Annotated in this window: 9 protein-coding genes, 1 tRNA gene and 1 pseudogene; 6 read left to right on the top strand and 5 right to left on the bottom strand. The window is 31.0% G+C overall.

What is annotated here, in order from left to right; genetic code table 11:
- Nucleotides 1–238 precede the first annotated feature (238 nt).
- The 5 genes from gyrA (at nt 239) to htpG (ending at nt 6,714) form a co-directional block, all read left to right on the top strand.
- Entirely contained in the window at nt 239–2,935 is a 2,697-nt protein-coding gene (gene gyrA / locus ECH_RS03545; protein WP_006010068.1) for a DNA topoisomerase (ATP-hydrolyzing) subunit A, read from the top strand.
- Nucleotides 2,936–2,952: 17 nt separating this feature from the next.
- Nucleotides 2,953–3,585: an endonuclease III gene (gene nth, locus ECH_RS03540; protein ID WP_006010070.1), complete on the top strand. Its 633-nt coding sequence runs from the start codon at nt 2,953–2,955 to the stop codon at nt 3,583–3,585.
- A complete protein-coding gene (locus tag ECH_RS04785; RefSeq protein ID WP_011452857.1) occupies nt 3,582–3,719 on the top strand; it encodes an endonuclease III in 138 nt (45 codons plus the stop codon). Before nth ends, ECH_RS04785 begins: the two co-directional genes overlap by 4 nt.
- 407 nt (nt 3,720–4,126) lie before the next feature.
- A complete protein-coding gene (locus ECH_RS03535) occupies nt 4,127–4,729 on the top strand; it encodes a hypothetical protein (RefSeq protein ID WP_006010072.1) in 603 nt (200 codons plus the stop codon).
- A 71-nt stretch (nt 4,730–4,800) separates the two neighbouring features.
- Entirely contained in the window at nt 4,801–6,714 is a 1,914-nt protein-coding gene (gene htpG, locus ECH_RS03530) for a molecular chaperone HtpG (protein ID WP_011452854.1), read from the top strand.
- A 148-nt stretch (nt 6,715–6,862) separates the two neighbouring features.
- On the opposite strand, the pseudogene ECH_RS04895 reads toward htpG, so the two are convergent.
- Together ECH_RS04895 and purB are read right to left on the bottom strand one after the other, a co-directional pair.
- A pseudogene (locus ECH_RS04895) lies at nt 6,863–6,970 on the bottom strand (tRNA pseudouridine(38-40) synthase TruA); the annotation flags it as partial.
- Nucleotides 6,971–7,540: 570 nt separating this feature from the next.
- Nucleotides 7,541–8,839 carry an adenylosuccinate lyase gene (gene purB, locus ECH_RS03525; protein ID WP_006011170.1) on the bottom strand — a complete coding sequence of 433 codons (1,299 nt, stop codon included), beginning with the start codon at nt 8,837–8,839 and terminating at the stop codon, nt 7,541–7,543.
- Nucleotides 8,840–9,101: 262 nt separating this feature from the next.
- Here purB and ECH_RS03520 point away from each other — a divergent pair.
- Nucleotides 9,102–9,177 (top strand) — tRNA-Gly (locus ECH_RS03520).
- A gap of 1,217 nt (nt 9,178–10,394) precedes the next feature.
- On the opposite strand, the gene ECH_RS03515 is transcribed toward ECH_RS03520, so the two are convergent.
- The 3 genes from ECH_RS03515 to ECH_RS03505 all read right to left on the bottom strand — a co-directional run bounded on the left by ECH_RS03515 (nt 10,395) and on the right by ECH_RS03505 (nt 15,949).
- Nucleotides 10,395–13,604 (bottom strand): Cpg1 family polymorphic protein, encoded by a 3,210-nt coding sequence (locus ECH_RS03515; RefSeq protein WP_011452852.1) that lies wholly within the window; start codon nt 13,602–13,604, stop codon nt 10,395–10,397.
- A 773-nt stretch (nt 13,605–14,377) separates the two neighbouring features.
- Nucleotides 14,378–15,133, bottom strand: a complete 756-nt coding sequence (locus ECH_RS03510) for a biotin--[acetyl-CoA-carboxylase] ligase (RefSeq protein WP_011452851.1) — start codon at nt 15,131–15,133, stop codon at nt 14,378–14,380.
- Nucleotides 15,134–15,271: 138 nt separating this feature from the next.
- Nucleotides 15,272–15,949 carry a glutathione S-transferase family protein gene (locus tag ECH_RS03505; protein ID WP_080502268.1) on the bottom strand — a complete coding sequence of 226 codons (678 nt, stop codon included), beginning with the start codon at nt 15,947–15,949 and terminating at the stop codon, nt 15,272–15,274.
- Nucleotides 15,950–16,218: the final 269 nt, after the last annotated feature.

Genomic DNA, 16,218 nt, shown 5'->3' with positions numbered 1-16,218 from the left:
ATCACAAAATAATAAATATGTTTTGTCTGTTTTAGTTTAAATTTTAAGTTGAAGTAATAATGGTTGTGCAATACAAATACTTGGTGTGGTTGTATAGCAGGAGGAACAGCTCATTTTGGGTTATATGATGTTTTTAGTAGCAATGTTAGTTGGTTGTTTTTGGAAACAATTACTTGACCTTGATGTGCTTGGGAATTAAGATGTGTGATATATTTTAAGGTTAGTTAATAAGTATTAGATGAGTGATGTCAATAATGTCATACCGGTTTCTATAGAACAAGAATTAGAAGATTCTTACTTATCTTACGCAATGAGCGTTATAGTTAGTAGGGCGATTCCTGATATACGAGATGGATTAAAACCTGTGCATAGAAGGATTTTGTATTCTATGTATAAGTCTGGTTATGATTATGGTAAGCCGTATAAAAAAGCAGCACGTGTTGTTGGTGATGTTATGGGGAAATATCATCCTCATGCAGATGCGGCAATTTATGATTCATTAGTAAGAATGGCGCAGGATTTTTCTTTGCTATTGCCGTTAATTGATAGTCAGGGTAATTTTGGTTCAATAGATGGTGATCCTCCAGCTTCTATGCGTTATACAGAAGCTAGATTGGCGAAGGCAGCACATTTTTTATTAAATGACATAGATGAAGATACTGTAGATTTTCGGCCTAATTATGATGAGAATGAAGTAGAGCCTGTAGTATTACCAGCAGAATTTCCTAATATACTGGTTAATGGAGCTGGTGGTGTTGCTGTTGGTATGTCAACCAATATTCCTTCTCACAATTTAGGGGAAGTAATAGATGCTTGTATAGCTTACATAGATAATCCTGAAATTACTTTTGATGAGTTAATTAATATAGTTCGTGGTCCTGATTTTCCTACTGGTGGTACTATTTTAGGGGATGCTGGTATACGTTCTGCATTTATGACAGGTAAAGGAACAATTATTATTCAGGGGAAAACTCATTTAGAAGATTTACCGTCTGGAAAGCAAGCAATAATTATTGATGAAATTCCTTATCAGGTAAATAAGGCAAAACTTATTGAGCGTATCCATGAACTGATCAAAGAAAAAAAGATAGAAGGGATATTAGATTTACGAGATGAATCTAACAAAATGGGGATACGAGTTGCAATTGAATTAAAGAAACAGGTGTCTCATCAGGTTATCTTAAATCAAATTTTAGGATTAACTCCATTGAGAACGAGCTTTAGTATTAATACGCTTGTATTAGATAATAATAAACCAAAAGTGATGTCTTTACCAGACATTATATCTACGTTTGTTGAGTATAGAAAGGAAGTTTTAACACGTCGTACCCAGTTTAGATTAAGAAAGGTTCGGGAAAGAGCTCATTTATATATAGGCATGTACATTGCTGTGTTAAATATTGACAAAGTTATTGCTATTATTAGATCATCTCGTGACACAGCAGAGGCTACTAAGCGGTTACTTGAATGTAAGTGGGATGCTCTAACATCTGTTAGAGAGATGATAGAACTTGTTGCCGATAGTAAAAGCATTGTCATTGACAATGTATGTCAATTAACAGGTGTACAAGTAAAATCGATACTGGAAATGAAATTACAGCGTCTCACAAACCTGGAAAAGGAAAAATTGGAACTTGACTTAAAGTCAATGGTATCGATGATTAAACAGTATACTGAGCTTCTTAAAAACAAAGAGTCTTTATTACAATTGATTAAGGATGGGTTTAAAGAGATTAAAGCAAAATTAGCTGTTCCTAGGAGAACTACTATAGATTATTCACATTTTGAGACCGATATTGAAGATCTTATACCAAAAGAAGATATGGTAGTTACTGTCACTATGAGTGGTTATATTAAACGTGCTAAGCTTTCAAATTATCGAGCTCAGAAAAGAGGTGGAAAGGGGAGAATAGGACAGGCTATTAAGGAAGAAGATGTAATAACTAATCTTTTTGTAGTTAATACTCATACTAGTGTATTGTTCTTTTCTAATATTGGTAGAGTATATAAGTTGAAGGTTTATAAGCTTCCATTAGGTGAACCTACATCACGTGGAAGATCATTAGTAAATATTTTTCCGCTGAGTGAGAATGAATCTATAACTAGTGTTATGCCTTTACCTGATAATGTAGAAGATGCGGAAATATTGAATATTGTTTTTGCAACTGCATCAGGTAATTTAAGACGTAATGCACTTTCAGATTTTCAATATGTACCTAGTAACGGTAAAATAGCTATGGTACTTGATACAGGAGATACTTTGATATCTGTGAAGGTATGTAAGGAAGAGGATCATGTTTTATTGTCTACAAGGTTAGGGAAAAGTATTAGGTTTTCTGTAAGTAATGTTCGTCAGTTTAAGGGCAGAATGTCTGATGGGGTAAGAGCTATTAAGCTATCTTCAGATGATAATGTCATTTCTATGTCTGTATTGCTAGCTATGGATATAGATTCTGAGAAAAAGGATCTGTATTTAAAAGTTCCTTTAGACAAGCGTATGTGTGTTAAAGAGGAAGGTGTTGTTAATGGAGGTATAGCTAAGATATTATGTGATCTTGGATTAGAACAAGACATATTTGTTACTATGGTACAAAATGAACAATTTATTTTAACAGTAACTGAAAATGGCTTTGGAAAAAGAACTTCTGCATATGAATATCGCACTACTTTGAGAGGGGGAGTAGGTGTTGTTAATATTTTGACAACTGCAAGGAATGGCAATGTGGTAGCTAGTTTTCCTGTAGAATCTAATGATCATATAATGTTAATTACAGATAAAGGTAAGCTAATTCGTATTGCTGTAAGTGATATCAGAATTATTGGTAGAAGTACTCAAGGTGTTACTTTATTTAAGACTGAGAAACGTGAAAAAGTTGTTTCAGTAGCAAAGATAATTGATGCTAAGGATAATTCTGATATTGATGGTAATATATAAGTTGTGTATGCAGATTAATGAATCGAAGGAATATAAATTTACTCTTTACTAAATTTAAGGAGCATAATCCTCACCCCAGAATAGAACTGAAGTATACTAATAGTTTTACTTTACTAATAGCAATAGTTTTATCTGCACGTACTACTGATGTTAGTGTAAATAAGATTACAGATAAACTATTTGAAGTTGCTGATACTCCAAGAAAAATGTTAGATCTTGGAGAAAAAGGACTAAAAAATTATATAAATACAATAGGATTATATAATTCTAAATCTAAGAATATTATTGCACTTAGCGGAATTATTATAAATCAACACAATAGTAATGTACCTTTAGATTTTAATACTCTTGTTGCATTACCGGGTGTAGGTAGAAAAAGTGCTAATGTTTTTTTAAATACATGGTTAAATTTACCAACTGTTGCTGTTGATACTCATGTGTTTAGAGTAAGTAATAGGATAGGATTAGTTAAGGAAAGTAATGTATTAAAGACAGAGGACGCGTTGTTAAATGTAATACCAAAAAAGTGGTTATTATATGCGCATCATTGGTTAGTATTACATGGTAGGTATGTGTGTAAGTCAAGAAAGCCATTGTGTAGTCAGTGTGTTGTTCAAGATTTATGTGAATATGAAAGTAAAAGTTTATGAACTTGCTAGAGTGTGATGTTAAGTGTATTACTTGGTTAATATTGCATGATAGACATGTGTGTAAGTCAAGAAAGCCATTGTGTAGTCAGTGTGTTGTTCAAGATTTATGTGAATATGAAAGTAAAAGTTTATGAACTTGCTAGAGTGTGATGTTAAGTGTATTATTTGATTAATATTGCATGATAGATATGTGTGTAAGTCAAGAAAGCCGTTGTGTAGTTAGTGTGTTGTTCAAGATTTATGTAAATATGAAAGTAAAAGTTTATGAACTTGCTAAAGTGTTACGCTAAGTGTATTACATTGCTGATTAATATTGCATAACGAGTATGTTGATCAAGAAAGGTATTGTGTAATTTGCTTAAGTCAAAGTTTGTCTGGGTATAAATGGTTTATACATATACTTTTGCTAGTATTAAAATGAATATATGTACATCAAAAGGATATGTGTTATACAGTGTTTATGATAACTTCCTAAAATGCATTGACTATGCACATTTATTTTTTTACATTGATATTATCTTGTTAGTTGATTGGACATTTTATGGGGTTAAACATAGTTAAAGTTGTTCCAAATATGAAGTGGATATGTGGTATTATAGTTGTCTTATTAGTAGTGTTTGCAGGGATGGTTTCATGGGTAAATAACCGTCATGAGAAGTTATCACAACGTATGGGTGATATGATGTATGATGCTTTAATGGGTGAAGTTAGTGAACATGAAATGATAAAAATATTGAATGATGTTGCTAAAGTTGATGGTTCTAACTACCAGTACTTAGCTAAGTTTAAGTTAGCAGGTATGTATGGGGAGAATGAAGTAGCAAAAGCACAGTCAATATATGCTGATTTAGCTGCTGATAAAAGACTCATGCCTGAGTTGAGGGAGTTAGCAGAGTATTTGGAGATTATAGCATTGCTTAAAGGAGAGGATTTAGATTTATTGAAAAGTAAAGTTCAGAAATTTTTGTCTACAAAATCTGAAGTTTATAAGTCATCTATTAAAGAAGCAATAGCAGTGTATATGCTAAAAAATAATAATATAGATGGTGCTATCGAGGTAATAAAAGAGATAGTTGGTAATGCAGATTCTGAGCTTATGGTGTATAAGCATGCTATGGATTTACTACAAATTTATGAGAATTAGTAATTTAATAACTTGAAAATTGTTGCTGTAGTTATTACTTATTTATTTAATACTAGTTTAAGAGGGTTAATATGCAAGATGTTATAAATTCTGAGAAATTGAAGTTTGATGCCGAAGTAGGTAAGGTGTTAAAGCTTGTTATACACTCTCTTTATACAAATAAGGATATTTTTTTAAGAGAATTAGTTTCTAATGCTTCAGATGCATGTGATAAGTTACGTTATGAATCTCTATCTAATCAAGATTTAATAGACCAAGATTCTGATTTTAAAATAGTTATCAGTGTAGACCAAGATAAAAATAGATTATATATATCTGATAATGGTATTGGAATGAATAGGCAAGACCTAATAGATAATTTAGGTACCATAGCGCATTCTGGTACACAAAGGTTTTTGGATGAAATTAATAATGGAACTTCTTCTCAAGGTGTTGTTGAACTAATAGGTAAATTTGGTGTAGGTTTTTATTCTGCATTTATGGTGGCAAGTGAGGTTATAGTTGAGTCTCGTAAAGCTGGAGAATCTATAGGGTATCAGTGGAAATCTCATGGAGATGGAGAATTTACTATTTCTCAACTGGAGGATAATCAAATTTCCCGTGGAACTAAGATTACTTTAATATTAAAGCCTGAAGAATCTGAATTTACTGATAGGTTTCGTATAGAACATATTATTACTACATATTCTTACCATATTAATTATCCAGTTTATTTCTTAAATGATAAGGGAGAAGAAGAGAAGTTAAATAGTGATGCTGCTATTTGGACAAAATCTAAAGGTGAAATATCTGCAGAAGAACATCAAAATTTTTTCCGTACAGTAGCTCATGTTGGTGGTGAACCTTGGATGATATTACATAATAAAAATGAAGGGGTAGTAGAGTACACTAATTTATTGTATATACCATCTATTAAACCATTTGATTTATTTCATCCTGATAGGAAATGTTCAGTAAAATTATATGTGAATAAAGTATTCATTACTGAAGATAATGTACAAATTATACCTCAGTATTTGAGATTTTTAAAAGGTATAATAGATTCTTCAGACCTACCTTTAAATATCAGCCGTGAAACTTTACAAAATAACAAAATTATTGAGAAGATAAAACAATCTATAGTTAATAGAGTACTATCTGAACTTAAGAAAAAAGCTGAGAGTGATATTAAAGATTATAAAAAATTTTGGGAAAATTTTGGCTCAGTATTGAAGGAAGGATTGTGTGAATCGATGAACACAGAGTTTCGTGAAGAGTTAATGTCAGCATGTCGTTTTTATAGTACATACAGTGATGATTCGTTAATTAGCTTGGAAGATTATATTGAAAGAATGAAAGCAGGGCAGGATAATATTTATTATTTAACTGGTAATGATTTAGATTCTGTGAAAAAGAGTCCTCAACTGGAAGGGTTTATAAGTCGCGGGATAGAAGTTATACTGTTAGTTGATCCTGTAGATGATTTTTGGACGAATGTGGTAACTGATTATCAAAAGGTGCCTTTAAAATCAGTTATACGAGCGGATGAAGATTTAGAAAAACTTGCTCATCTTGATAAGAGTGAAGAAATTAAGGAAAATGAAGATGAGAGCGTTGATTCTAAAGAAAAAGTAGACACATTTGTTAAGTATGCAGCTCAAGTACTTGATAAATTAGTCAGTAGCGTTAGGGTATCGAAAAAATTAACAAATAGCCCAGTATGTTTAGCTGTAGCGGATGGTTCCATGGATATTAGAATGGAAAGATTTTTAAGGGAACAGAAGCAATTGAATTATAAGAGCACAAAGATTTTGGAGATCAATCCTAAACATCCTATTGTTACTAAAATGATAGATGAACATGCTAATGCTGGGGAAAGTGTTACATTAGAAAACATGTTGCATTTATTATTGAATCAAGCATGTATTCTTGAAGGAGAAGAGCTACAGGATGTTAGTGATTTTGCTGAAAGAATGAATAATATATTGGCTAAGGTTTATCAATAGCTCTTAGATATGGCTTAATCTGACTATAGTATTATATACATGACTATTTGTAGGTAACTAGATATGTGTTTTTGAAGAGGTATGTCAGAGATGGGTTTATACTAAAGATATATCGTATTTAGAGAGTGATTTTAGGCATGTATTGGTACTGTATTAGAAATAGGTACGCAATACGTACTTGATGATGTGAAAATGGTATAGCAGAAATATGAATGTTAATAGATTGATTATTGTGAATGGTTTTTAAATCATCTATTATTAAATTCAGTGTATATACTTCTTGAAAAGAAGCTGGGTAATCTTAGTGATTTTTGTTAAAAAGGAAAGGTTGTTTGTAATAAGTTGCGTAGGGTTTAAGTAGTAACAACAACTTTCTTTATAATTGTTTAATTCTTTTGGTTATAACTTTTGGTTGTATAAAAACCACTTGCAATAAACTGTAGAAATGTATAAAATTAGGCATGTGTGTAGTTAAACTAGTTTGTGTCTAAATTAGATAGAGGCCCTACCTTACCTTTGTAAGATAAAGTGTGTGTTACCTAATGGTTATGCATTGATAGTAAGGTAGGACCGTATTTATTAATCTTTTAAATTAATATAATAGGATTGTAATCAGAAAATGATAAATAGTCAATAACAATTATTTATTATTTTAATATAAAATTACATTATTCATATTTTATTTAATTGTTTTTTTAACTAATTAACAATTTGCTTAACTAAAGATCTTATATTTTTTAATATTTAGTTTAAAAATTAATAACTTAGTAGCTTCATAATGACTTTATATATTAATTAACATTAAAAACTGAACTTAATTAATTATTTATTCTTTAAAAACCTTATCGAATATTGTGTCTATATGTTGTGTATAATAATCAAAGTTAAATAAAGATTCTAAACTTTCGTTACTTATACATTTTAATACTTGTGGATCTTTTTTTAGTTCATCTAGAAAATGGCTATCGTTATTCCATGTTTTTAATGCCCGTTCTTGAATTATTTGATAAGCTGTTTCTCTTTTTAACCCATATTTTACTAATTCAAGAAGTACCCGTTGAGAGAATACTAAACCTTTTGATTGTGCTAGATTCTTATCCATATTATTAGGATATATGATCATGTTATTGAGCAAATTTGCTAACCTTGCTAATGCAAAATCTGTAACAATACAAGCATCTGGTGCAATACATCTTTCTACAGAGGAATGTGATATATCTCTTTCGTGCCATAAAGCAACATTTTCTAGAGCAGGAATTACGTAACTTCGTATCATTCTGGCAAGGCCTGTAAGATTTTCACTTAATATGGGGTTTTTCTTGTGAGGCATTGCAGAACTTCCTTTCTGTCCAGCTGAAAAATATTCTGTGACTTCTAGTGTTTCAGTTTTTTGAAGGTGACGAATTTCTATTGCTATGTTTTCTATGGAAGATGCAATAACTCCTAAAGTTGCAAAAAACATAGCATGGCGATCTCTTGGTATTACTTGTGATGATATAGATTCTGGTCTAAGATTTAATGCATTTGCTACATAATTTTCAACAAATGGATCAATGTTGGCAAAGTTACCCATAGCTCCAGAAATCTTACATACTGATATTTCATCTTGAGCCATTTTTAATCTGTTGTAATTACGCTTAAATTCTGCGTAAAATCTTGCAAGTTTTAATCCAAATGTTACTGGTTCTGCATGTACGCCATGACTACGTCCCATGCATAATATATATTTTGTTTCTATAGATTTTTGTTTTAAAATGTTTAATATGATTTCTATGTTATCTAATAATAAATTACAAGATTGCTTTAATTGTATGGATAAGCAAGTATCTAATACATCAGAGCTTGTCATACCGTAGTGTAAGTATCTTATATCTGCATTGGTAGATTCTGATATATATGTTAAAAATGCTATTACGTCGTGTTTTACTACTGACTCGATTTCATTTATGCGGTTAATATCAAAATGTTCAATTTTGTTTTTTAAATTATTGAGTATGTGATCAGGTATAACACCTAATTTTGCTTGTGCTTCGCATGCGTAGTATTCTATGTCCATCCATATTTTGAACTTATTATTGTCTTCCCAAATTGATGACATTTCAGGTCTACTGTAACGTTTGATCATTTGTTTGTCTCCGAGGTTTTAATATATTTTTATTGTAAATGTTTAGATGTTATTTGATATATAATATCTAATAACACTTGAAGTATGATGGTGGTAATATTATACCAATTTGTACTTTTAGGCATTATTTTCTTATTATCGTAGTAAATTTTAAGTTTTGCAGTTTTTATTGTGAGATATTATGGAAGGGTTATTATAATTTTCTTGCACTGTTACAGTTATTATTTTATCATTAAACTCCAAAATAATACTTGAAGATTGTGCGGGAGTAGCTTAGTTGGTAGAGCGTTACCTTGCCAAGGTAAAGGTCGAGGGTTCGAACCCCTTTTCCCGCTCCATTTCTGTAACGAAGAAGTTACTTTGTTGTTTTTATTTATTCTGAAGTTCTAAATCTTTATATTGTGGTCCAGAAATTAATGTTAACTATAGTTGATTAGTGTGTTATGTGTAAAAGGTTATTTTACTTATGTTATTATCTGTTGTTAAAATTGGTAAAGTGTTACCTTGCCAAAATAAAGGTCGAGGATTCGAATCCCTTTTCTTGATCCATTTCTGTAACGAAGAAGTTACTTTGTTGTTTTTATTTATTCTGAAGTTCTAAATCTTTATATTGTGGTCCAGAAATTAATGTTAACTATAGTTGATTAGTGTGTTATGTGTAAAAGGTTATTTTACTTATGTTATTATCTGTTGTTAAAATTGGTAAAGTGTTACCTTGCCAAAATAAAGGTCGAGGATTCGAATCCCTTTTCTTGATCCATTTCTGTAACGAAGAAGTTACTTTGTTGTTTTTATTTATTCTGAAGTTCTAAATCTTTATGTTGTGGTCCAGAGAAATTAATGTTAACTGTAGTTTATTAGTATGTGATGTGTAAAAGGTTATTTTATCTTATATTATCATCTGTTGTTAAAAATTGATAGACTTAAAAATGTAATGAAAAAATATAAAATTTAATAATTTCATTGAAGTCTTTTTCAATATTATAGCTAGAGTATTTTTACTATCTTGATAATAAAGAATTTGACAGTTTGTAAAGAGAGTTAAATCATAGGATTTATGTTTACTCAGGTATTTTAATATAGTCATTAATACCTTTTTACTGTTTTAATAGTATTGATAACAATGTTATGTGGGATATTGTTGAATGTACAATTTGATTACTGTGTACCAAGATGTTACTACTTTGTTTATTAGTTGGTTGTTATAAAAATATCTGTGTGTTAATGATGTAAATGTTCCTATTGTTGTATGCTCTCTGCATTTTTATTGGTTGTCCAATTATAGAAAATATGTACTTATTATGTGTATTTCTTGGTGGTATACATGCTATTGATTTTTGTAAGAATTGATAACAATGTTATGTAGGATAATGAGGAGTGCAGTACTTTACAAAAAGACTTGAATCATCTACTTAGACTTTATACTTTCATTCAGGACTTTTTCAGAGAAAGTAAGTACCTTTATGCTATCTTAATAAAGAAGAGTTAAGAGATTTAGGAAACCTGAATGAACTTGGTTTTACAATTTCATTCAGGCCTTCTATGTTGTATAACATTATCTTGATAAAGGAGCACCGTGGTGTGTAGCAGAAGAGACGTGAAGTGTTGAACTTGGTAATGTATTATCATCATCATCTGCGCCTCCGATAGGAGTTGCAGTAGCTCCAGCTGCTTGCTGTGTTGAGGTATCACTTTCTTCAGTTATGATTTCTGTAATACTGCATGTAGGAATGTTTCTACCAAATAGTAATGGAGGATCCTCTTCTGGATCTAGAAGTATCTCTGCTTGCATCATACTTTCTGGTATTATATCCTGTAATGGATCACCTGATCTTCTTCTTGGATGTAGTTGAGAGAAAAAGGCTTGTCTTATCTGAGAGTCTGGTAATGGTTCATTTAAGGCACTTCTACCTGATCTTCTTGATCTTCCTTGATTAGAAGATGTAGTGCCGGAATGTCTTGTATAAGATGTTAACTGTCCTTCATTTTGTTCTTCAAGATATATATCTGCATTCAGCATATTTACTGGTGCCCGCACATGATATACACCTGGTGTTGTGCTTGTTTCAGTATCCCTCCTTGGATGCAGTATATTTTGTTGATAGAAATATGTTGCTCTTAGATTAATGATGTCACTATCTGTAGGATGAGGACCTCTATCTGGATCTTGTTGTTCTACAATTACTTGTTGTAATTCACATTCTTCTTCTGTAAGTGTGATACTAGAACATCTTCTGTAAGATGTTAACCTTTCTCCTTCTTGTTCTTCAAGATATATACTTTCATTCAGCATACCTGTTGGTGCCCGCGCAGGAGATACACCTGGTGGTATGCTTGTTTCAGTATTCCTTCTTGGATGCAGTATATTTTGTTGATAGAAATATGCTGCTCTTAGTTCAGGAGTTTCAGGCTGATCATCTACATCTGACTCTTGTTGTTCTACAAACACTACAGGTTGTTCTTGTGAAATGTCTACACTAGAACGTCTTGTATGAGAAATTAATATTACTGGATTTTGTGCTTCAAGATATATGTCTGAATTCAGTAGATTTTTTGATGCCACATGATGTGTACCTGGTTGTGTTCTTGTTTCAATATTCCTGTTTGGATGCAATATATTTTGTTCATAAAAATATGCTGCTCTTTCCTCAGGGCCTATTATTGGTTCTTCTATAGTGCTGCTGCTGTGACGTCTCCTATAGGATAATAGAGGTATTCCGTCCCGCATTGTACCAGGTACTTCCTGATGTAATACACGTCTTGCTCCCCTTAACCTGTAGATTATTTCTGTACTGTTGTGCTCTCTAGTTGCATGTCGACGAGTTTGTAACTCCTCTTCATCTTCTTCTAAGATTTCACTAATAGTTATTCGATTTCTTGAGTCAGTAAATCTTATTTCCATGCTTGGGGCAAGTAATGCTAGGCTTCCTCTATTGGTGAATATAATATTTTCTACTGTATCTTCAATAATCATGATGTGTTGTTCTAATACATCAGCTTCGTATAAAATACTAGATGATACTGCATCAACATTTACGGTTGCCATTACATCAAATGCTGTTAATAAACTCACGTAACGTATTGAATTACCGATTAGGTCAAAACCTGTTAATACAAGAGGTGAAGATCCTGTTCTTAACATGTTTGCAAGTATAAACCTTCTGAATCTTGGGTTATAAGTTATATTATCACGTAATCTGTTTACTAATACTGGAAGTACCACTGACGCAATTCTTGTTCCTTTTAATATTGCTGAACATATTGGGAACGGAAATCCGAGCGCTACATCTAAATATTCAAAGGCCAGTATTGCTAAACTAGCACTATTCATAATCCTGTTACTTATCTGGAGCTCTCTTTCTTGATTTCGGTAACATTTCCTGGTAAGACGAGCATAAAGGCCTCGCATTTTTAATGGTTCTTCAATTGGTGCAAGTGGTGTAAAGAACCTAAAGATAGTCCATCTGAAAAAGGCATCTTTAAGTTCAGAATCTACGCAATCAACAGGCTGTATAATGACATTTCCGAACCAGCGAAATATTACTGTAGCTAAGAACTTATTATCATTTCTTCGATCTTCTTGTGTAGGTCTATATTTTTTTAAATGCTTGAGAATAAACGTTCTTTTTTTTTGTCCTAGAATTATATTAGGCAGTGTCCAAGTAAGCTGTAGTGTAGACATTAGAGTTGTTGCATAAGAAGGAGCCCCATTTAGAACGCCTTGGTGTTCTGGGAATTGTTCAGAAGGGTGTCTGGGGGCATAAACAACTGTGTTATTTCCGGTGGTATGATTTGGGTTAATATTTAAATCAGGCTGATAGATGCGGGTATGATTAAAAGTAACATTATGACGTGCTTGTAATAATGCAGATTGTATATCTGATTCTGCTCTACTGCTAGCATATCCAGCATACATACGTGTTACGAATACTGAGAGTATACTACCAATATATGTCCATGAAATGGTACTACTAAGGTATGTATTAAAATAATTAGCTGCTCTAATAATTTTATCTTGTACTGGATGTTCATGAGCAAATGCTTCATTAGCTAGAGATACTTGAGTTTCTCTTGTAAGTTGTGTTGCAGCTGTTGTATGTAATAAAATAGATGTTTTAGCTTCTATAACAAGCTGTTCATCATGATTTATTTCTGAGTGAGGGTTTGTACGTTTTATAATTGCATGTGATAAACCTCTCATTATTAGAATATAAGGAGTTAGTGGAGCTACTATATTAAGTACTTTTTGTGCTTCTTCATATAGAACGTCTTTATTACTGGCATTTAATATGCTATCTACGAAATCACTATAACAGTCAATGTCTGCTGGATTGAAATTAATTGGTAATGGTGTATTTTGGTTTAACAGCCTTTCAATATCACATAAAGGTATTGCTCCTACACCACTATCCCTTACTTGTTTAGCAATGTGTTTTGTTAATTGTAAGCGAAGACCAGATAAAAATAGTATTCCTTGTGCATCACATTGCTCTTGAAAATCTGCATCAAGTTTTTCTGATACTAATGCAAAGCTTTGAAAGTCTATTGAATTTAAAATGATTGTATTAAGGCATTCCTCAGTGATTATAACACACTTTTCATGAGGAGTATTTTGGACAGCAAAAAGCCACTGATCAAACTTATGTGAAAGATAACCTATTGGTTGTCTAATAGTTGGATTCACAACTTGATTTTTTTGTATATGCTTCAGTATGTCTTTGTAAAATTTCCTTTGAGTATTGTTAAATGTCCATCCCCCTTGCATGTTCTCATCTCCCTGTTAATTGAAAAATGTTCTATTAATAACTACACTATGCATTTATAGTTAATGGGTTATACAGCTACTTTAAAAGTGCAAACATAATACCTGTGCACTTTTTATAAAATAATAGGCATTTTGACTATTTAACCAAAATAAATAAAGGTGATGAAGAAAAAAGAACGCAGCTACACACGCATTGAAATCTATACATGGCAGATGAATAAAACCTCACCAAGTTATTGTATTACTTGGATAATAAACAACAACCAGTAAAACACCTACAAGTAACTAGCTTAGTATTTAAGCACTCACGCGCCACGTTAACATATTTATATTTAATTAAAACCTTGAATATAATACCTTCATTCTATATTGAATATATTATTCAGTCAATAATATTTTTATTTTTTAGTGTGTTACTATCTATTAGTATCACATTTTTATTGTTTGTAAAAAAGTATATAAGTTTTCTAATTAAGTATAGTAGGAAATTATTTGTTAGATTAGCCATTGTATCATGCATTTTCGTAATGTTGTGTTTGTAGTTGTAAAAGTACTCTTTAATTAGGCATTGCATCAGTATTTTTTATCAGTACATATGTAAATAAAATTACTTTGCTATCCAATATTGTGGAAAAATTTATTATATATTTGTTCATATTACTTGATATATTGTAATTTTATGTTACATTAAGTATAACTAGCTTAGCGTTTTTTATATTATAAATGGTGTGTTACATATGTCTTATTATTAGATTGTTATAAATCATCTAGGTTTAGATATTAAATATTTCTCCTGAGGTGATGCATATTGTTTTATCGTTTTGTTTCATTAACATGTTACCTTGTGTATCTATTGTAATGAATTGACCAGTGTAAGTGTGTTTGTAGCTTTTAACAGTTATTTCTCTGTTTAAATGACATGTTTGTTTGAGCCATAGGTTCCTTATATCTGCAAACCCGTGATAAATATAATGCTTTCTGAAGTTGTAAAAATTATTTATTACTTTTTCCAGTAATTCTAAGTTAGATAGGGTGAAATTTTGATTATGCTCCTTGATTGTTGTTGCATATGTTGGTGCTTTATACATATTGATGCCTATGCCGACTACTATCCATTTTTGTAGTGTGTTATTCAATGTTTTACTTTCTAACAATATACCTGATATTTTTTTACTATTTACTAATATATCATTGGGCCATTTATATTCTACTTTTGATGTTGTGTTGTTGTTATTTATTAATATTTCTTCCAGTGTTTTTCCAACAGATAATGCTGCAATAAATGGTAAAGGGAACGTTTCTTTGAATTTTGTTATAATAATACTGAAATATAAATTGCCTGTGGGGGAGTACCATGTGCGCTCATATCTTCCTCTACCTTTAATTTGTTTATCGGATATGATTATTGTACCATCTTCAGCTCCGCATTCTGCAAGTTTGATTGCTTCGTAATTTGTACTATATAAAATTTTGTGATGTTCTAAAGTATATCCGTTTGGTAGATTTATATTAGATAGGTTTAGTTTCATATTAATAAAGTTTTATAGTGCTTATAAAATTACAGACTATTGTATGTTATACATTTTATTTTGTAATTGCATAAATTTATAATATTTTTATTAATACCTAGTGTACTTCACCTAGTTAAAAAATAAGAAAAGCATAGTTTAGAAATCCAGTTGATTGTAATGTACAGGAGGTGTTATACCTATTACTTTGTCATTTAATATATCGCTAAATGATGGTTTAGACTTTATTACGGAATACCATTCTTTTAATATGGCTGTTGAATGCCATGGAAAAATATTCATGAAATCTAAAACTGATATGTGTGCAGCTAATGTTATATCTGCTAAAGTAAATTCATTGCAAGCAATCCAACTATTATTATTGAGTAATCTTTCTATGTACCTTATATGAGGCAATAAATTTTGTCTTGCTGCTTGGATAAACCTAGAATCTGGACTAGCATTTTTTATATAATACTTTGATACTTTTTCATTTATGATATATCTTGTAATTTCATGATAAAATTTATAGTCAATCCAGTATATTAACTTGCGCACTGTTGACCTTATGTATAGTGAATTCCCAAGTAGTGATATACTATCATATAATTCTTCAATGTATTCACAAATTGCTTGGCTATCTGCAATCACATGTTGTCCACTGATTAATACGGGGACCTGACATACAGGGTTGATTTTTATAAACTCTTCACGTTTTTTCCAGGGGTTTTCTTCTATCTGATGAAAGTTAAATTTTTTTTCTTTGAGAAAGATGCGTACTTTTCTGGAAAAAGGACATAGTGGAAAATGATACAATGTATCCATAGTAAATTTCATGCATACGAATGGTTTAATTTATAACAGACTTGGTAACCTTGTGCAATGTAATATTTTTAGACTTATCTTATAGAATTACAGATAGATAACCTGTTAATATTAAAATTAATAATTATGGTTGTGTTTTTAATATATATCTATTCTTTTGTATATAGAATTTACTACGGTAATTATTTATTATATTTACTAGCAATGTAATTCTGAATCTTTATAGTTTTTATATTACATTCCTGATTAAAGTTCAGACAAGTAAAGACTATCAGTCTATG

The organism is Ehrlichia chaffeensis str. Arkansas (assembly GCF_000013145.1).
Taxonomy (GTDB): domain Bacteria; phylum Pseudomonadota; class Alphaproteobacteria; order Rickettsiales; family Anaplasmataceae; genus Ehrlichia; species Ehrlichia chaffeensis.
The sequence above is the reverse complement of the archived record's forward strand: the minus strand, read 5'-3'. Positions and strand labels throughout refer to the sequence as shown.